Origin of the sequence: Pseudomonas sp. NFPP28, from assembly GCF_900115535.1 — a bacterium.
GTDB classification, from domain to species: domain Bacteria; phylum Pseudomonadota; class Gammaproteobacteria; order Pseudomonadales; family Pseudomonadaceae; genus Aquipseudomonas; species Aquipseudomonas extremorientalis.
In genome coordinates this window covers 619,793-638,500 of sequence record NZ_FOWT01000003.1, presented here as the reverse complement: position 1 = coordinate 638,500, position 18,708 = coordinate 619,793, and the positions used below count along the sequence as shown (strand labels likewise).

At 61.3% G+C, this 18,708-nt stretch carries 12 protein-coding genes; 7 read left to right on the top strand and 5 right to left on the bottom strand.

Annotated elements, in window-relative coordinates:
- Positions 1–1,544 (bottom strand): DUF6531 domain-containing protein (locus BM110_RS11510; protein ID WP_256575392.1); only part of this gene is annotated, 1,544 nt, incomplete at its 3' end.
- A gap of 201 nt (positions 1,545–1,745) precedes the next feature.
- On the opposite strand from BM110_RS11510, the gene lexA reads away from it, so the two are divergent.
- The 6 genes from lexA (at position 1,746) to uvrA (ending at position 11,802) form a co-directional block, all read left to right on the top strand.
- A complete protein-coding gene (gene lexA / locus BM110_RS11505; RefSeq protein WP_093513416.1) occupies positions 1,746–2,363 on the top strand; it encodes a transcriptional repressor LexA in 618 nt (205 codons plus the stop codon).
- A complete protein-coding gene (gene imuA, locus BM110_RS11500) occupies positions 2,363–2,977 on the top strand; it encodes a translesion DNA synthesis-associated protein ImuA (protein WP_092244404.1) in 615 nt (204 codons plus the stop codon). Before lexA ends, imuA begins: the two co-directional genes overlap by 1 nt.
- Before the next feature lie 7 nt (positions 2,978–2,984).
- The gene (locus BM110_RS11495) at positions 2,985–4,397 is read left to right on the top strand and encodes a Y-family DNA polymerase (RefSeq protein ID WP_093513415.1); all 1,413 of its coding nucleotides are present in this window, start codon (positions 2,985–2,987) and stop codon (positions 4,395–4,397) included.
- Entirely contained in the window at positions 4,373–7,465 is a 3,093-nt protein-coding gene (locus tag BM110_RS11490) for an error-prone DNA polymerase (protein ID WP_218189512.1), read from the top strand. Before BM110_RS11495 ends, BM110_RS11490 begins: the two co-directional genes overlap by 25 nt.
- Before the next feature lie 108 nt (positions 7,466–7,573).
- A complete protein-coding gene (locus tag BM110_RS11485) occupies positions 7,574–9,286 on the top strand; it encodes an ATP-binding protein (protein ID WP_092244395.1) in 1,713 nt (570 codons plus the stop codon).
- A complete protein-coding gene (gene uvrA, locus BM110_RS11480) occupies positions 9,283–11,802 on the top strand; it encodes an excinuclease ABC subunit UvrA (protein WP_093513413.1) in 2,520 nt (839 codons plus the stop codon). Before BM110_RS11485 ends, uvrA begins: the two co-directional genes overlap by 4 nt.
- A 125-nt stretch (positions 11,803–11,927) precedes the next feature.
- On the opposite strand, the gene tkt is transcribed toward uvrA, so the two are convergent.
- A complete protein-coding gene (gene tkt / locus BM110_RS11475; RefSeq protein WP_093513412.1) occupies positions 11,928–13,991 on the bottom strand; it encodes a transketolase in 2,064 nt (687 codons plus the stop codon).
- 175 nt (positions 13,992–14,166) lie between these two features.
- Here tkt and BM110_RS11470 point away from each other — a divergent pair, with 175 nt between their 5' ends.
- Entirely contained in the window at positions 14,167–14,391 is a 225-nt protein-coding gene (locus tag BM110_RS11470; RefSeq protein ID WP_071488022.1) for a DUF465 domain-containing protein, read from the top strand.
- 80 nt (positions 14,392–14,471) lie between these two features.
- On the opposite strand, the gene BM110_RS11465 is transcribed toward BM110_RS11470, so the two are convergent.
- From BM110_RS11465 to BM110_RS11455, 3 genes are all read right to left on the bottom strand, one after another.
- Positions 14,472–15,686 carry an MFS transporter gene (locus BM110_RS11465; RefSeq protein ID WP_093513424.1) on the bottom strand — a complete coding sequence of 405 codons (1,215 nt, stop codon included), beginning with the start codon at positions 15,684–15,686 and terminating at the stop codon, positions 14,472–14,474.
- A 294-nt stretch (positions 15,687–15,980) separates the two neighbouring features.
- Positions 15,981–16,994, bottom strand: coding sequence for an EamA family transporter (locus tag BM110_RS11460; protein ID WP_139220327.1), 1,014 nt, complete (start codon positions 16,992–16,994; stop codon positions 15,981–15,983).
- A gap of 68 nt (positions 16,995–17,062) precedes the next feature.
- Positions 17,063–18,439 (bottom strand): 2-oxoadipate dioxygenase/decarboxylase HglS, encoded by a 1,377-nt coding sequence (locus BM110_RS11455; protein WP_093513410.1) that lies wholly within the window; start codon positions 18,437–18,439, stop codon positions 17,063–17,065.
- Positions 18,440–18,708: the final 269 nt, after the last annotated feature.

Below are 18,708 nucleotides of genomic sequence, written 5' to 3'. Positions count from 1 at the left end.
CTGTTGGTGATTGCGGGGCGAAAAGTCGACGGCAAGGGCAGGGTGGTGGAGCGGTTTTCATGATCGGTCCACACCACCGCATCACCCACAACCACCAGCCGATGCGCCAGCGCGTGACTCCAGCCAAACCCCAGCCCGACATCCACTTCCACCGCACTGGTGCGATACAACCGCGTCCACTCAAACGGCAAGATCCCGTCCAGCGTCCCATCGGTGAGGGTCAGGAGTTCCTCGCCGGTGACCATCGACACCGGGCAGCCGTTGGTGACGGTCTTGTCCGAAGATGCCGCCGCATCCCCATTCGGGTTGCGAGCAGAAACCGGCACATCATCCACGGTCTCTTGCCGCACCAACGCGGTTCGCTGGGACTTGTTGCGTACCACCGGCACCGCGTTGGAGACCACCTGATCCCCAGCCTTCAACGGTGCATCCGGAATCGTCTTGATCGTCGTCGCCTGGCTACTGAGCAATATCGGCTTGGCCACCTGCGTGTGATCCGCACGAAAATTCCCGAACTGCCCAGCCATGTGCTCAAGCCATTTGCGCGCACGTTGAGACTTGATGCTGCCCAGCACCTTCGTACTGATGCGTACCGCCATCCCCATACCTGCCGTGGCAAGGCACAGCAGCAAATTGATCAATACTTCAGCGCTGATTTCCCCCAGCAGCTCATTCATATAAGGCGGCGGCAACATCCGCGTCCAACTGACCATTGCCGACAGATAAATGAACAGCAACGGCTCATCACTCAGCACCAGCAAGCCCTTTGCGATGCTTTCGGTGCCGAGCTTCAACAGCTTTTCGAATTCTTCCTGGCTCAGGTAATGCAGCAGCTTTTCGGCATGCTTCAGCGGGTCCAGAAACCACTGAAGCATCTGCGTGATGTTGTCCCAGAGTGAATACAACGCCCCACTAAACCCGCGTGCATAGGCTTCGTGCAGCGAGAGGTAGCGCTTGAGAAAATTGGCTTCGGAATAACCCTTCCACAAGGCGGCGAAGGTGGTGGCCCATTCACGGCGCAGCCAGCCTTCCAGCGGTTCGATAACCGACTGATAAGAGGCGTACAGCGCCTTGAAGTGCGCCTTGGAAACGTTGGGATAGAAACTGACCCGGTACTGCTGGTTACGATCACATTCCTTGATTTCGAGAATGCCGCTGGGTCCGATGGTTTTATGGATGGGCTCCCCGAGCGGGCCACCCTTCGGATCAATGCGCTGCACCATCACGGGCGTATCGCCAATCGGCACAAATCGAGAACTCTGGAACATATGCACCAGGGTCAGCGTGCCGTCTGCCTGGCAGGTTGCGGTGGTGGTGCTGGGAAACCGGGAGCGATTGATCGGCGCGACCAGCGCCACTTCATCTCCAACCTTGAAGACCTGCTCGATATCCAGCGCCGAAAAGCTGAAAAAGCTCGAAGCCCAGGCGTCGTAGTGATTGAGGCAGCGCTTGAAGTCGCGGATAACGGATTCGACGTCTCGCGTCTTTGAATCCAGGGTGGCCAGTACCAAATAGCCAATGGTTTGGCTGGTCACTTCGATCATGAAACAGCCCCATCAACCGGAGCCAAAACCCATAACGCCATCTGCAATCCCTCGCACTGTGTAGTCAGGCGAGGGACTTTGCGGACGTTTGCAGGGCAGGGGAGTAGCGCTTATCCGGCGGTTATGTGGGACGGTTCGACAGTGCTCGTCCGCTATCACGCGACTAGCGGCTATTGTCAGAAATTTCCCACAAGAGTACAAATGTACTCCATGACGACTCTAACCCCCCGCCGTACCGCCATCCTGACCTTTATCCGCGACCGCATCGCGCAACAAGGCCAGCCTCCCAGCCTCGCCGAGATCGCCGAGGCGTTCGGTTTTGCCTCGCGCAGCGTGGCGCGCAAGCATGTGCTGGCGCTGACCGAAGCCGGGTTTATCGAGGTCAACCCCAACCAGGCGCGTGGCATTCGTTTGCTCAACCAGCCGGCGCGCCCGGAATGGCTGGATGTGCCGGTGCTCGGTCGCGTGGCCGCAGGTTTGCCCATCGGCGCCGATGCCGAAGTGCACAGCCGCCTGCAACTGGACCCGTCGACCTTCGCGAAAACCCCGGACTACCTGTTGCGGGTGCAGGGCGATTCGATGATCGAGGACGGCATTCTCGACGGTGATCTGGTCGGCGTACGCCGAAGTGCCGAGGCCTTGAACGGGCAGATCGTGGTGGCGCGCCTGGACGGCGATGTGACCATCAAGCGTTTCGAGCGCAGTGGCGACCACGTGCGTCTGCTGCCGCGCAACCCCGCGTATCAACCCATCGTGGTGGGGCCCGACCAGGACCTTGCCATCGAAGGGGTGTTCTGCGGTTTGGTGAGGCAAGGCTGATGGGCGCCGTGGTTGCGCTGGACACGCTGTTCAATGGCGGGCGTGTCTGGAAGGGCCGGCCCGCCGCTCCGCCGTCCAGTGTGCATCCCACCGGGCTGGCGGCGCTGGACGCGGTGCTGCCCACGGGCGGCTGGCCGGAGGCGGCCTTGAGTGAAATCCTCATGGCCAAGGAAGGTGTGGGCGAATTGCAACTGGTGCTGCCGACCCTGGCGCGCTTGTCGAAGGCAGGGGAGCGCATTGTCTTGGTGGCGCCGCCGTATACACCGTACCCCCATGCCTGGCAGAACGCCGGGGTGGACCTGCGCCTGCTCTCGGTGATCCAGGCCGAGGAACGCGATGCCCTGTGGGCGGTGGAGCAATGCCTGCGTTCCGGCAGTTGCGGGGCGGTGCTGTGCTGGCCGCGCAAGGCCGATGACCGGGCGCTGCGGCGCCTGCAAGTGGCGGCGGAAACCGGGCAGACCCTGGCGTTTGCCTGGCGCGCCTTGAGTGAGTCAGTCAACTCATCGCCCGCCGCGTTACGCCTGGCCGTGGAGGCCAAGCCCGCGCAGGTAAGGGTGCTCAAGTGTCGGGGCGGGCTGGCCCATCCGGCGCCGATTGCCCTGGCGGGGCACTGAGGTTGTCATGCGCTGGGTGTGTATTGTCTTCCCGCAATTGGCGCTGGACGGGGTGCAGCGTGTGCACCCCGAGCCGGACCAACCCTTGGCCCTGCTGGCCGGCACGCCACAGCGGCGCGTGCTGCAAACCGTCAATGACGCCGCCCGCGCCCTGGGCCTGCGCCCCGGTCAATCCCTGACGGCGGCGCATGCCCTGACCAAAACCTTTGCCAGCGTCGAATACGACCCCGCCGAGATCGAGCGCCATCAACAGTTCCTGGCTGCCTGGGCCTACCAGTTCAGTTCCCAGGTCAGCCTGTATTACCCGCGTGCCTTGTTGTTCGAGATTGAATCGAGCCTGGGCCTGTTCGGGCCGTGGCCGCGGTTCGAAGCACGCTTGCGCCAGGAATTGACCGAACTGGGTTTTCGTCACCGCATCGTCGCTGCGCCCAACCCGGCGGCGGCGCGGGTGCTGGCGAATTTCTACGATGGTTTGGCGGTGCAGGATCACGGCTTGCTACAGGCCCTGGCGCCGCTGCCCATCGATCGCGCCGGCCTCGACCCGCAGGCCGCCACGGCGTTGTCGCGCATGGGCCTGCGCCGTCTGGCCCAGGTGCAAGCGCTGCCTCGGCACACCTTGGCGCGACGCTTTGATGCCGACCTGCTCAAGCACCTGGACGCATTGACCGGGCAGCGCCCATTGGCCTTGGCGTTCTATCAGCCCCCGGACCGATTCGACGTGCGCATCGAGCTGAATTTCGACGTGCAGTCCCATCAGGCGCTGCTGTTTCCTTTGCGACGCTTGACGGTAGATCTGTCGGCCTTCCTGTGTGGCCGCGACAGTGGCGTGCAGCGCTTTGACTTGCACCTGGAACACGCCCAGGCGCCGGACACGGTGATCAAGGTCGGCCTGCTCAGCGCCGAGCGCGAACCGGCGATGCTGTTTGAATTGGCCCGGGGTCGCCTGGAGCAGGTACAGGTCACCTCACCGGTACGCGGTTTCCGCCTGGTCGCCCAGGATTTGCCGGTGTTCGTGCCGCAGCGCCAGGACCTGTTCGACGACCGCCCGCAACAGACCTTGCCGTGGGAACAATTGCGCGAACGCCTGCGCGCCCGTCTCGGCGATGAGGCCGTGCAGGGCTTGCGCTTCCACGCCGACCATCGCCCCGAATGCGCCTGGCAAGCGGCGAGCGACAAAAACCTCTGCCCGACCTTGCACAAGGTGCAACGCCCCGGTTGGTTGCTGAGCGAACCTACGCTATTGGCCGAACACGGCGTGAATATCCTCATGGGGCCGGAACGCATCGAGTCGGGCTGGTGGGACGGCGCCGATATCCGCCGCGACTACTACCTGATCCAGACCCGCGCCGGCCAGCAAGGCTGGGCCTTTCGTAACGTCGGGCAAAGCGATGGGTTGTGGCTGCAAGGCTGGTTTGCATGAATTACGCCGAGCTGCACTGCCTGTCCAACTTCAGCTTCCAGCGCGGTGCGTCGAGTGCGCTGGAGCTGTTCGAACGGGCCAAGCGCCAAGGCTACAGCGCCCTGGCGATCACTGACGAATGCACCCTGGCGGGCATCGTGCGGGCCTGGCAGGCGGCGAAGGCGGTGGAATTGCCGCTGATAATCGGCAGCGAGATGCGCATCGAAAACGGCCCGAAACTGGTGCTGCTGGTGGAAGACCTCAGCGGCTACCAGCACCTGTGCCGCTTGATCACGGTGGCCCGGCGGCGCGCGGAAAAAGGCAGCTATCGCCTGTTGCACGAGGACTTCGAGCAACCGCTGCCCGGCCTGCTGGCGCTGTGGGTCGCCGAGGACGGCGACACCCAGGCCTCGATCCAGTGGCTGCGCCGCACCTTCGCCGGGCGCCTGTGGCTGGCGGTGCACCTGCACTGCGGCCAGGACGATGCGCGCCACCTGGAGCAACGCCTGAACCTGGCCGCCAGCCTGCACATCCCGGCGGTGGCCTGTGGCGATGTGCACATGCATGCGCGTGGCCGCCGCGCTCTGCAAGACACCATGACCGCCATCCGTCATCACGTGCCGGTGGCCGAAGCCGGCACGCGCCTGCACCCCAATGGCGAGCGGCACCTGCGCAGCCTCGATGCCCTGGCCGCGCTGTACCCGCAAGCCCTGCTCGATGAAACCCAGGCGATTGCCCGGCGTTGCACCTTCGACCTCAGCCAGTTGCGCTATCACTACCCGCATGAACTGGTGCCCAGCGGCCACGACGCCGAATCCTGGCTGCGTGCCGTGACCGAAGCGGGCATCGCCCAGCGCTGGCCTCAGGGGGTCGACGCCAAGACCTTGCAGCAGATCCATGACGAACTGAGGCTCATCAGCGAGCTGGGCTACGAAAGCTATTTCCTCACGGTGCATGACATTGTGCAGTTCGCCCGCAGCCGTTCGATCCTGTGTCAGGGCCGCGGCTCGGCGGCCAACTCGGCGGTGTGTTTTGCCTTGGGCATCACCGAGATCGACCCGAGCCTGACGAGCCTGTTGTTCGAGCGCTTTCTGTCCAGGGAGCGCAACGAGCCGCCGGACATCGACGTGGACTTCGAACATGAGCGCCGCGAAGAAGTGTTGCAGTACGTATTCCAGCGCTACGGCCGCACCCGCGCGGCGCTGACGGCGGTGGTCAGCAGTTACCACGCCGCCGGTGCGGTGCGCGATGTGGCCAAGGCCCTCGGGCTGCCGCCGGACCAGATCAACGCCCTGGCCGACTGCTGTGGGCGTTGGAGCGACGACGCCCCGCCGCTGGAGCGCTTGCGTGAAAGCGGCTTCGACCCCGACAGCCCACTGCTGCGCCGAGTGCTCACGCTCACCCAGCAGTTGATCGGCTTCCCTCGGCACTTGTCCCAGCACCCCGGCGGCTTCGTGATTTCCGAATACCCGCTGGACACCCTGGTGCCGGTGGAAAACGCCGCCATGGCCGAGCGCACCATCATCCAGTGGGACAAGGACGACCTCGACGCCGTGGGCTTGCTCAAGGTGGATATCCTGGCCTTGGGCATGCTCAGTGCGATCCGTCGTTGCTTCGACTTGCTGCGCCGCCATCGCCACCGCGACCTGGCCTTGGCGACGATCCCCCAGGACGACCCGGCCACCTACGCGATGATCAGCAAGGCCGACACTATCGGCGTGTTCCAGATCGAGTCGCGGGCGCAGATGTCGATGTTGCCAAGGCTCAGGCCGCAGAAGTTCTATGACCTGGTGATCGAGGTCGCCATCGTGCGACCCGGGCCGATCCAGGGCGGCATGGTGCACCCGTACCTGCGGCGGCGGAACAAGGAGGAGGAGACCACCTATCCTTCGCCGGAGCTGAAAGTGGTGTTGGAGCGTACCCTGGGCATTCCGCTGTTCCAGGAGCAAGTGATGCAGATCGCCATGGTTGCCGCCGACTACAGCCCCGGCGAGGCCGACCAGTTGCGCCGCTCCATGGCCGCCTGGAAACGCCACGGCGGCCTGGAGCCGCACCAGCAGCGCCTGCGCACCGGCATGCTGAAAAACGGTTACACCGAAGCCTTTGCCGCGCAGATCTTCGAGCAGATCAAAGGCTTTGGCAGCTATGGCTTTCCTGAGTCCCACGCGGCCAGTTTCGCCTTGTTGACCTACGCCAGTTGCTGGCTCAAGTGCCATGAACCGGCGGCGTTTGCCTGTGCGCTGATCAACAGTTGGCCCATGGGCTTCTACAGCCCGGACCAGATCCTGCAGGATGCACGGCGCCATCGCTTGCAGATCCGGCCGGTGGATGTGCAGACCAGCGATTGGGATTGCAGCCTGGAGCCCATCGATGGTGCACAACCGGCGATTCGCATGGGCTTGCGCATGATCTCCGGGTTTCGCGAAGAAGATGGGCGGCGCATCGAAGCCGCGCGCCTGCGTCGAGCGTTCAGCGACATTGCCGACCTGGACGAGCGCGCCGGGCTGGATGCACGTGCCCAGGCCTTGTTGGCGGATGCCGGGGCCTTGCGCGCCCTGGCTGACAACCGGCACACGGCGCGCTGGGCGGTGGCCGGCGTGCACAAGCAACTGGGGCTGTTTGCCGGCCTGCCGAGCCCGGATGAGGCGGCGGTCGAGTTGCCGGCACCGACCGTGGGTGAAGACCTGCAGGCTGACTATGCCACTGTGGGCACGACCCTGGGGCCGCACCCTCTGGCGTTGCTGCGGGATGAATTGCGTAAGCGCCGCTGTCGCAGCTCCCATGAACTGATGGCGGTGGAGCACGGCCGTAATGTCAGCGTTGCGGGGCTGGTGACCGGTCGACAGCGCCCGGGGACTGCCAGCGGTGTGACCTTTGTCACCCTGGAAGATGAATTCGGCAACCTCAATGTGGTGGTCTGGCGTGACTTGGCCGAGCGTCAACGCCAGGCGCTGGTGGGCTCGCGGCTGTTGAAGGTGGACGGGCGCTGGGAAGCGGTGGGCGAGGTGCGGCACTTGATCGCCGGGCGCCTGACCGACCTGACGCCCTTGTTGGAAGGGATCAATGTGCGCAGTCGGGATTTTCACTGAGTCCCGTGGTTTCTGCTGTAATCACTTCTGATGCAGATGAGGTGAAACCATCCGGGTTTGCAGCGCTCCAAAACTTGCCGATGTTCTCTTAGCGCACAGAGCCAACCGATGCAATTCTTATCCAACCCCCACGGCTGCGAAGGCTGGGCCGGTGAAATGGCCCAGCGGATCCGCGCATTCGATTGGTCGGGCACCGACCTGGGCCCCATTGACCGCTGGTCCACCAGCCTGGCGTGTACCGTACAGATGATGCTGGCTTCGCCCGTGCCGATGGTGATGTTGTGGGGACGCCTGGGGCACATGATCTATAACGACAGCTACTCGGCCTTTGCCGGTGGCCGTCATCCCTACCTGCTGGGCACACCGGTGGAACTCGGCTGGCCGGAAGTGGCCGACTTCAATCGGCATGTGATGGACACCTGCCTGGCCGGCGGCACCCTGTCATTCAACAACAAGGACCTGGTGCTGTTGCGCAACGGCCAGCCGGAAACCGTGTGGCTGGACCTCTACTACAGTCCGGTGGCCGGCGACGATCAACAACCGGCCGGCGTGCTGGCGATTGTGGTGGAGACCACCGAACTGGTGAAGTCCGAACAGGTGCGCCGGGAACTCACGCACAACCTCGAACAACGGGTGGCCGCCGAAGTGCAGGCGCGCTCCGCGGCCGAGGACCAGTTGCGCCAGTCGCAGAAACTCGAAGCCATTGGCGGCCTCACCGGCGGCGTGGCCCACGACTTCAATAACCTGCTGCAAGTGATCGCCGGCAACCTGCACCTGCTGGCCCGCCAGGAACCGGACAACGCCCAGGTGCAGCGGCGTGTCACGGCCGCCATTGCGGCGGTGGAGCGTGGGGCCAAGCTGTCCTCGCAACTGCTGGCGTTCGCCCGGCGCCAACCGCTGTCGCCGGCGGTGTACAACCCGCAACGCATTTACGCGGGGCTTGGCGAGTTGCTGCAACGGGCGTTGGGCGAAACCATCCATATCGACGTGCAGATGCCCCAGGATGCCTGGTTTATCAATGTCGACCGCAACCAACTGGAGAACGCGCTGCTCAACCTGGCGATCAATGCCCGCGACGCCATGAAGGGCGAAGGCGTGATCCGCATCTCCGGCGAAAATATCATCCTCAATCCGGCCGATTGCGCGGGTAAAAGCATCAAGCCCGGCGAGTATGTGCGCCTGGAGGTGGCCGATACCGGCGTCGGCATGTCCGAGAGCACCCTCAAGCGTGCCTTTGAACCCTTCTTCACCACCAAGCGTGAAGGCCATGGCACCGGCCTGGGCCTGAGCATGGTGTTCGGCTTTGTGCGCCAGAGTGGCGGGCATGTGGAAATGTGGAGCGAGGAGGGCAAGGGCTCGGTGGTGCAGATGTATTTCCCCCACAGCCTGGAACCGGAAAGCCTCGATGTGCATATGGACCAGGTGCAGCACAGCGGCGGCCAGGAAACCATCCTGGTGGTCGAGGACAATGAAGGTGTGCGCCTGACCGTCGTGGAGTTGCTCGAACAGTCCGGCTACACCGTACTTACCGCCGAAGACGGTGACCAGGCTATGTCGAAACTGCAGGCAGGCTCGCCACCGGACCTGATCTTCACCGATGTGGTCATGCCCGGCCGCGTCAAAAGCACCGACCTGGCCGACTGGGCCCGCCAGCAGACGCCTGCGGTGCCGGTGCTGTTCACCTCCGGCCACACTCGTGACATTCTCTCCAGCAATCACTTGCTGAGCCCCGATATTCATCTGCTGAGCAAACCCTACAGCCCCGAAGCGCTGACGCAACGGGTGCGCAGCGTGCTCACCGCCCGACAAGGTTGTCCATGACTTCAACGCGCAATATTCCCTCTATCACTGCCCAACCCTCGGGCTTTGTCCGCGTGCGCGGCGCCCGCGAACACAACCTGCGCAACGTCGATGTGGATATCCCCCGCGATGCCCTGGTGGTGTTCACCGGGGTGTCGGGTTCCGGCAAATCGTCCCTGGCGTTTTCCACGGTGTATGCCGAGGCCCAGCGTCGCTATTTCGAGTCGGTGGCGCCCTATGCACGGCGGTTGATCGACCAGGTCGGCGTGCCGGACGTGGACAGCATCGAAGGCCTGCCGCCTGCCGTGGCCCTGCAACAGCAGCGCGGCACGCCGAGTGCGCGCTCGTCGGTGGGCAGCGTGACCACGTTGTCGAGTTTGATCCGCATGCTGTACTCCCGCGCCGGCAGTTATCCGAAGGGGCAGGCGATGCTGTACGCCGAAGACTTTTCGCCGAACCTGCCCCAGGGCGCGTGCCCGCAGTGCCATGGCCTGGGGCGTGTGTATGAAGTGACCGAGGCGCTGATGGTGCCCGATCCTTCCCTGACCATTCGCCAGCGTGCGGTGGCGTCCTGGCCGTTGGCGTGGCAGGGGCAGAACCAGCGGGACATCCTGGTGACCCTGGGCTATGACGTGGACATCCCCTGGCGCGACCTGCCGAAAAAGCAGCGCGACTGGATCCTGTTTACCGAAGAGACCCCCACCGTCCCGGTGTACGCCGGCTTCACCCCGGAACAGACCCGCGATGCGTTGAAGCGCAAACTGGAGCCGAGCTACCAGGGCACCTTCATCGGCGCACGGCGCTACATCCTGCACACGTTCACCCATACCCAGAGTGCGCTGATGAAAAAGCGCGTGTCGCAGTTCATGCAGGGCAGCGCCTGCCCGCTGTGCGATGGCAAGCGGCTGACCCAGGCGGCGCTGTCGGTGAAGTTTGCCGGGGTGGACATCGGCGAGTTATCGCAACTGTCGTTGACGCAGTTGGCCGAGTTGCTGCGACCGGTGGCGGCGGGGCAGGACAAGATGAAGCTGTCGGTGGAGAAACGCCTGGCCGCGCAGCGCATCGCCCAGGACTTGCTGGAGCGGGTCAGTACCTTGACCGAACTGGGCCTGGGTTACCTGTCCCTGGAGCGCAGCACACCGACCTTGTCGTCCGGCGAGTTGCAGCGACTGCGCCTGGCAACGCAATTGGGTTCGCAGTTGTTCGGCGTGATCTACGTGTTGGACGAACCTTCGGCAGGCCTGCACCCGGCGGACGGCGAGGCATTGTTCACCGCCCTTGACCGCTTGAAGGCGGCCGGCAATTCATTGTTTGTGGTGGAGCATGACCTGGAAACCATGCGCCGCGCCGATTGGCTGATCGACGTCGGCCCGGCGGCCGGTGAACAGGGCGGGCAGGTGCTGTACAGCGGCCCGCCGGCGGGGCTGGCGCAGGTGGAGGCGTCGCAGACCCGTGCGTACCTATTCGCGGAACAGCGCGTGTCGGCTCAGGTGCGCCGTGAAGCCACCGGCTGGCTGCAACTGGAAGGTGTGACGCGCAATAATCTCAAGGGCCTGGACGTGGATTTCCCATTGGGCTGCTTCACGGCGGTCACCGGGATTTCCGGCTCGGGCAAGTCCAGCCTGGTCAGCCAGGCACTGCTGGAGCTGGTGGGCGCCGGCCTTGGGCGTGTGATGGAAAACGACGAAGAACCAAGCCTGGAAGACGACGCCCCGCAAACCAGCGGGGGCCACATCCGCGCCGGGCTGGAGCATATCCGCCGCCTGGTGCAGGTCGACCAGAAACCCATCGGCCGCACGCCACGCTCCAACCTGGCGACCTACACCGGGCTGTTCGACAACGTGCGCAAGCTGTTCGCGGCCACTCCGGCGGCGAAGAAGCGGCATTACGATGCCGGGCAGTTCTCCTTCAATGTCGCCAAGGGCCGTTGCCCGAACTGTGAAGGCGAGGGCTTTGTCAGCGTTGAACTGCTGTTCATGCCCAGCGTGTATGCGCCATGCCCGACCTGCCACGGCGCACGCTACAACCCCGAGACCCTGGCGATCAAATGGCAAGGCTTGAGCATCGCCGACGTGCTCGGGCTGACAGTGGAACAGGCGGTGGAGGTATTTGCCGAGCAGCCTGGGGTGTTGCGTTCGCTGCAGGTGCTGCGGGATATCGGCCTGGGTTACCTGCGCCTGGGGCAACCGGCGACCGAGCTGTCCGGTGGTGAAGCACAACGCATCAAACTGGCGACCGAGCTGCAACGCAATGCGCGGGGCGCCACCCTGTATGTGCTGGATGAACCCACCACCGGGTTGCATCCACGGGATGTGGACCGCCTGCTCAACCAGTTGAACCAGCTGGTGGACGCGGGGCATACAGTGGTCGTGGTGGAGCATGAAATGCGCGTGGTGGCGCAGAGTGACTGGGTGATCGATATCGGGCCGGGGGCGGGGGATATGGGCGGGAAGGTGGTGGCCAGTGGTACGCCGCAGAAAGTTGCCAAAAGCAAGGCCAGCCGGACTGCGCCATTCCTGACCAAAGAACTGAACTAAAAGCGGATGAGAACTTGTGGGAGGGGGCTTGCCCCCGATGACAGTGTGTCAGTCAACTGATATGCGACTGACACACTGTCATCGGGGGCAAGCCGAACCGTCGCACCGCCCCTCCCACATTTCGATCACTGTTGAGTCAGTTGGATCTGCGCTTTCGCCTGCTTCACCACATTCTCCACGGTAAACCCGAACCTCTCCTGCAACTGTGCCAACGGCGCCGACGCACCAAAGCTGTTCATCACCACCTTGGCGCCGGTCTGCCCCACATACCGGTCCCAGCCGAGGGGGCCTGCCTGCTCCACCACGACCCGCGCTTTCACCGCCGGCGGCAACACGCTGTCGCGGTACGTCTGGTCCTGGTCCTCGAACAACTCCCAGCTGGGCATGGACACCACCTGCGCGGCAATCCCTTCGTCTTTCAACTGCTCATACGCCGCCACCGCCAGGCTGACTTCGCTGCCTGTGGCCAGCAGAATCACCTGGGGCGCATCTGCACCCGCCAGCACGTAAGCGCCCCTGGCGGCCCCGGATGCCGGCGCGTACCGCGTACGATCCAGCGTCGGCAGCGGTTGACGCGACAGCACCACGCAACTTGGCCGATGGGTCTGTGCCAGCGCCACCTTCCACAGCTCGCGGGTTTCATTCGCGTCACCGGGGCGCAAGGTCAGCAGCCCCGGCGTTGCGCGCAACTGGATCAGATGCTCGATCGGCTGGTGCGTTGGCCCATCTTCACCCACGCCAATCGAATCATGGGTAAACACAAACACCACCGGCAGTTCCATGATTGCCGCCAGGCGGATCGGTGGCTTCATGTAGTCGCTGAACACCAGAAAGGTCGAGGTGTACGGCCGCAGGTAGGACAATGCCATGCCATTGGCGATGGCGCCCATGGCATGTTCACGAATGCCGAAGTGCAGGTTGCGCCCGCTGTAGTCCTCGGCGCTGAAACGCCCGGCGCCGTCGAAGGTGAGGTTGGTCTTGGTCGACGGTGACAGGTCGGCCGAGCCGCCCAGCAGCCAGGGGATCTGTTCGGCAAACGCATTCAGCACCTTGCCGCCGGCGGCACGACTGGCGATGCCCTTGGCGTCGGTATCGAAATCCGGTAGGTGTTTCTGCCAGTGCTCCGGCATTTCCCCGGCACGCATGCGCCTCAATTCATCGGCCAATTCCGGTTCGTACTGTTCCAGCTGGGACAGGTGTTCGCTCCACTTTTCATACAGCGGCTCGCTGCGCTCAAGCAAAACATCACGCAATTGCGTGCGCACCTCATCGGGAACCAGGAAGCTGGAATCCTCGGGCCAGCCATAGGCTGCCTTGGTCAGGCGAATTTCCTCTTCGCCCAGGGGCTCGCCATGGGCGGCGGCCGTGTTGTGTTTGTGCGGGGAGCCGTAGCCGATCACGCTGTCGACCACAATCAGGGTGGGCGCGCCGCGGTTGCAATGGAACGCCTCCAAGGCATTGCTCAGGGCTTGCAAGTCGTTGGCATCGGTCACATGCAGGGTGTGCCACCCATACGCCTGGAAGCGCTTGATCACATCTTCGCTGAACGCCAGCTCAGTGTGGCCTTCGATGCTGATGGTGTTGTTGTCATAGATCCAGCACAGCTTGTCCAGTTTCAAATGCCCGGCCATGGACGCCGCTTCGCCGCTGATGCCCTCCATCATGTCGCCGTCGCCGCACAGGGTGTAGACGTTGTAGTCGAACAGGGTTTTTTCTTCGCGGTTGAAGCGCTTGGCCAGCCAACGCTCGGCCATCGCCATGCCGACGCTGTTGGCACAGCCCTGGCCGAGCGGGCCGGTAGTGGTCTCCACCCCAGTGGTCATACGGTATTCGGGGTGGCCGGGGGTTTTGGAGCCCGCTTGGCGAAACTGCTTGATATCGTCCAGGCTGACAGCGGCCTGGCCGGTGCGCTTGCCGTCGGCATCCAGTTCCACCACACCGGCCAGGTGCAGCAGCGAATACAGCAACATCGAGGCATGGCCGACGGACAGCACAAACCGATCACGGCTGGGCCAGTCGGGATGTTGCGGGTGATAACGCAGGAAACGACTCCACAGCGTATAACCCACCGGCGCCAGGCCCATGGGCGTGCCCGGATGGCCGGAATTGGCCTTTTGCACGGCATCCATGGCCAGGGTGCGGAGGGTGTTGATGCATTGGGTGTCGACAGCGGTGGCAGCGTGCGTCATGAAACCGTTCTCCCTCGGGTGGCTATCTAGAGTGGAGGGCAGGGCGCGGCAAAGGTTTGATCCAAACGCCCGCGCCGCGACGAACGGGGCTGTATTGACCCTGAACATGACAAGACCCCTCGCAATGGTCTAGCTTCTAGGGCGTAAGCCATTGATCAACATGCGGAGGTACGCCATGCCAGTGAAACACGACCTGTATCAGGACTTGGGGTTGAGCAAGGAAGTCGTTCACGAACGCAGGGCGAGCGACAAACGCCTGGACTCGCTGCTCACGCAGTACGACGACGCTGACAAAGAGGTGCTGAAGGCGGAGTCGGCAAGTGCCAGCGACGAGGATGTGGAGAAGCTGAAGAAGAAACGCTTGTTGATCAAAGATGAGATTGTGGTGAAGTTGGGCTGATCACAACCGAGCCTCCTTGTAGGAGCAAGCGTGCTCCTACAAGGTTATGGACGTATTTTATCTACCCGGCTTTAGGCCTGTCACGGCGCATCTCCAGTAAACCGGGTTGATTCAAGCTTTTTGCTCTTTTTACAACGTTGTTGCCCACTTAGCAGTAAGGTAGTACTTGCAAAAAATAGCCCCATAAAACAGACGCCTGCAACAACAATCAACGTTGACGAGAAACCATATCTATCCAGCAGCCCGCCGAAGACAGTGTAGGAGATACCGATGATGATCGAATTGACTAGATTGGCGACGGAGAGGCAGGAGGCTCGAATACGTGACTCTATGTTGTCATTGATGTAGGTCTCGTAGGCAGTTTCATAGATAGCGGGGAGTGACATGATTAAAATAAATACTGCGACTGAAGAGAGTGTTCCGGTATTCAAAGATAGGGTGAAGAGAAGTGCTGTGACAATGAGGGTGGTGGTGACGGCTATCACCCCAAGCGTGAATCTGGAGCAAATATATCCTGCAACCATAAACATAGCAGCCGATATAATTTCAACTGCGGCATAAATGCCGGCAACAACAGGTATTTCTAGACCCTGCTGGGAGAAGAATGGCTGGCCGTAGATGAAAAGAGGAATGGTTGAGAGTTCAAATAGAGCATATCCAACAAAGAGAGGTATAAGTAAAGCACCTCTGTTGGAACTGAAAAATTTGATGAGTGAAATAAAGCTACCCTCTGCGGTTGTCGTATTTAATTCATTTACGTTGTTGGGGTTTAGTGAAATAGGTGGAAGCTTGATTTCGGAGTTGAATACTACAATGATGGCGCCGATGAGTTTTGATGCTGCAAAAAAAATATAGACTCCGTTCCAAGACAAGGTGTCTTGTATGACACCGCCAAGAAGCATGGACAAACTCAGCGATATCGCACCAATAGCACGGGCGCGTGACAATATTTTAGGATACTCATCAGCCCGATGTTCTGCCAGTAAGTTGTCATACAGCAATGCTCTGTCTGAACCAGACCCCATGGCAATGCTGGCACCGAATAGGCAGAATATGATTGCGAAGGGAATAAAAGACGAAAATAGCAAAAAACCAATCCCACTCATACACAAGCCTAAAAAGCTGATGATAAGTGTGAACTTGCGACCATATCGATCTGCGAGTAAACCAGAGGGGATTTCCAGCGCGACTGAAGAAAAAAACAAGAATGATTGTAGGATACCTATCTCTCCCTGGGTGATACCGAGTTGCAGTAGGTAAAGTACAAATAAGCTTCTCTGGACGTCCAGGTTCATGAAGACAGACAAAACGTAATATAAGTTGTCGTTCTTGTTTTTGATAGGTTTAAGCATGCTTGTTGAGTGTCTGTTTTGGGGGCGGGAAGGAGGCTGATCATTCCTGAATGGCACTCAGTAGAAGCCATGTTGCCAGCATTGTGCAAATGTAGGACTTCCTAAATGCGTGTAGTATTTTTCTGTTGGGTTTAATGTGAGTTGTTCTTTGTGGTGTATTTTTGAATTGCACGCATGATAAGCGCAGTGGGGCTTATGTCTGGAGTTTGGGAGCACATACGCGTCACCTTGCAATTACTATTTTTTTTGAGTCGCCAGTTCATAGATTATGAGCACTATCAGCACGCCTACCGTGAATGAGTACAGCAGCAACGCATTTATCGAGATCGGTTGCTTGTACACATACACAGCGATCACAAGCTGCGTGATGGGCAATACGAATTGAAATAAGGCTGCCTGGGAAAGTGGGATTCTGCCGATGGCGTAGGCAAACATTATCAAGGGCACGACCGATATTACGCCTGCCAGGGGAATCAGCCACTGAGCCTGAGTTGACATGGGATCTGGCCAGGCAAGGCTCCATCCAAGCAGCGCAACAGCGAGCACGATGGCGAGTGTTAAAAACAGAGTCTCGACGAACAAGCCCTCTACCGCATTCAACGGCGTGGCTTTTTTGATGCAGGTGTAACTCCCCCAAGTGACGGCGATCAGCACGTAAATCCAGTGGTTGAGCTCGCTGCTGGTTAGCGCCAGCAGCAAGGCTGCGGCCATGATAGTCAGCATTGAAACAGTCTGTGCAGGCCTGAGCTTCTCGCGGTAGAAAAAGACGCCCATCGTTATCGATAAAAACGGGGCAAGCAAATAGCCGAAGCCACTTTCAAGCACATGGCCGTGCAGGGATGCCCATATGAAGGATCCCCAGTTAACGGCTACCAAAAAAGAAGCAGTGCAGTGCAGGCCTAAGGTGCGGATATTGAGCTTTACGAGGTGACGAAAGCCTTGGCCAAACCCAATGATCACAGCCAGTGCGAGCAGGGATAGCAGGACCCTGTAGGCAACCAGAACCTGGGGCGTGAGTTCGTTCAGCTCTCGCCAGTACAGCGACGATACCCCAAGGAGAATATTGGCAGCTAAGCCGCTGGAGGCCGCCAATAGATAGGTAAATGAAGGCTTGGTCATATCGGCCGCACGCAGGGGAATCTGCTGCAGCATCGTTGTTTTATTGCGCAGTGAACAGGGACGTTCGCCCCGTTCACATTTTTTCAGAATTGACTGAAAGACATCATCCCACTCACTGCCTATCATGCCCATCGCCCACCCGGCTCTGGGGACTGTTGCAGCGCAAGGATTGCGCTGGTGAGCCGGGTGGGTACTTCAGTTCATGCCAGCAGCGCCTGGGTGCATTCATCGATGGAGCGCTGCTGCGTCTCGCCATACAGTTTCAATTCATCAATCGTCCGCCGGCCCAGTGCCTGTTCGAACTCGGCCTGGTTCGAGTTGGCTGCGTAGTGACTCTGCGCCGCATCCCCCAGGTTCGACTGGAAAATCCCCGCCGCGCTCACCGGCAGAAAATCTTCATACACCAACGGTTCCACGTCGATGTGGCCGGCGGCGATCAGTGCCTCCAGGGTGCGTGGTTGATCGGCGCTGCCGCGTGCCGCCAGGCCTTGCTCGGTGGGGAGGTAGCGGTAGTAGGCCAGGCCCTGCTCGCGCATCTGGGCATGGTTGTCCGGGAAGGCCTGGAAGTGTTGTTCCATCAATTCGACATAGCGTGCAGCGTTGCCCTCGTTGGGGAAGGCGCCCAGTGCGTCGCGGGCGGCGTTCAGCAGTTGGTCGTAGAGCGCGCGGCCTTTGGGCGTCAACGCCACGCCGCGTTGTTCGATTTCGCCGAAGCGTGCGCTGTGGCTGCCTTGGGCGTCGGTGAAGGCGATGGGTTCGTCCAGGGCCTTGAAGCTGGTCTGGCGCAGCAGGATCGGGCAGTGGCGGCGTGGCGGGCCTTCGATCACGGCCTTGGGCGTGATGCCTTTGCCGGGCATGGCGGCCTGGACCTGGTCGATGTCCAGGGTGCGTGGGGTCAGGTGGTTGATGTGCGGGCCCTTGAAGGCGACCACGTCGGCGATCAGGCGGTGCTGGTCGCTCAGTTGCTGGTACTGCGCGCCGGTGACGGTGGCGGTGTGATGCCAGCGGAAGGTTTCCAGGGCCTGGCGGATGAATTCGTCGGCATCCTGGGCGTTGAGTCCGCCCTGGTTTTCGGCTTTTTCAATCAGCGCCAGGGCGCCGGAGGTGAAGATCGAACGCTTGGCCAGGGCGGTTTCGGCGAAGGCGCGCAGGTCGGGGTTTTCGATCAGTTCCAGGCGCAGCAATGAGGTGAACACGCGAAACGGGCTGGTCTGCAACGCCTGTTCATGCACGGCGCGAAACGCGGTGGAGTGTACGGGCACGCCAGCCGGGGTCAGGTCGTAGTAGCCCACCGGCTGCATGCCCATCACCGCGAACAGGCGGCGGATGGTGGCCAGCTCGGTGGCGGTGCCCAGGCGGATCGCGCCGTGGCGTTCCATGTCCAGGCGCTGGATTTCGCCGGTGCGTTGCAGCTGTTGCGCCAGCAGCGGTTGGGTGTCGAGCACGTGCGCATTGGTCTCGGCCACCAGCTCCATCAGCGCGCCATACAACGGAACTTCATCTCGGTACATGTCGGACATGGCCTTGGAAAAGCCCTTGCGGATCTCGTCGGGGCTGACCTGTGCGGTGCTGGGCATAGAAAAATTCCTGATGGCGGGGGCGAGGATAGTGGCCTTTTGCTGGATTTTGTTGAGCGCAACGCCGCCTTGCAAACGAAGATTCTTCAGGACTTCATTCTGCAAATGAATGAGATGACGTGAAGATGACAAAAAACGGCCCGTGTGAAATTTCATTTTCGGGCGTTTTTCCTAACTAATTCTTCACGAAGTCCGCCCCGGCCGGCGTGAAAGAATCGTCACGTTTGCAAGGATGAAAACGCCGTTATGCACACCAGACACATAAAAAA

Bases quoted from the DNA above. Each gene is read 5' to 3' on its own strand.
- lexA (WP_093513416.1), top strand. From the start codon at position 1,746: ATGTACTCCATGACGACTCTAACCCCCCGCCGTACCGCCATCCTGACC.
- imuA (WP_092244404.1), top strand. From the start codon at position 2,363: ATGGGCGCCGTGGTTGCGCTGGACACGCTGTTCAATGGCGGGCGTGTC.
- BM110_RS11495 (WP_093513415.1), top strand. From the start codon at position 2,985: ATGCGCTGGGTGTGTATTGTCTTCCCGCAATTGGCGCTGGACGGGGTG.
- BM110_RS11485 (WP_092244395.1), top strand. From the start codon at position 7,574: ATGCAATTCTTATCCAACCCCCACGGCTGCGAAGGCTGGGCCGGTGAA.
- uvrA (WP_093513413.1), top strand. From the start codon at position 9,283: ATGACTTCAACGCGCAATATTCCCTCTATCACTGCCCAACCCTCGGGC.
- tkt (WP_093513412.1), bottom strand. From the start codon at position 13,991: ATGACGCACGCTGCCACCGCTGTCGACACCCAATGCATCAACACCCTC.
- BM110_RS11470 (WP_071488022.1), top strand. From the start codon at position 14,167: ATGCCAGTGAAACACGACCTGTATCAGGACTTGGGGTTGAGCAAGGAA.
- BM110_RS11465 (WP_093513424.1), bottom strand. From the start codon at position 15,686: ATGAACCTGGACGTCCAGAGAAGCTTATTTGTACTTTACCTACTGCAA.
- BM110_RS11460 (WP_139220327.1), bottom strand. From the start codon at position 16,994: ATGGGCATGATAGGCAGTGAGTGGGATGATGTCTTTCAGTCAATTCTG.
- BM110_RS11455 (WP_093513410.1), bottom strand. From the start codon at position 18,439: ATGCCCAGCACCGCACAGGTCAGCCCCGACGAGATCCGCAAGGGCTTT.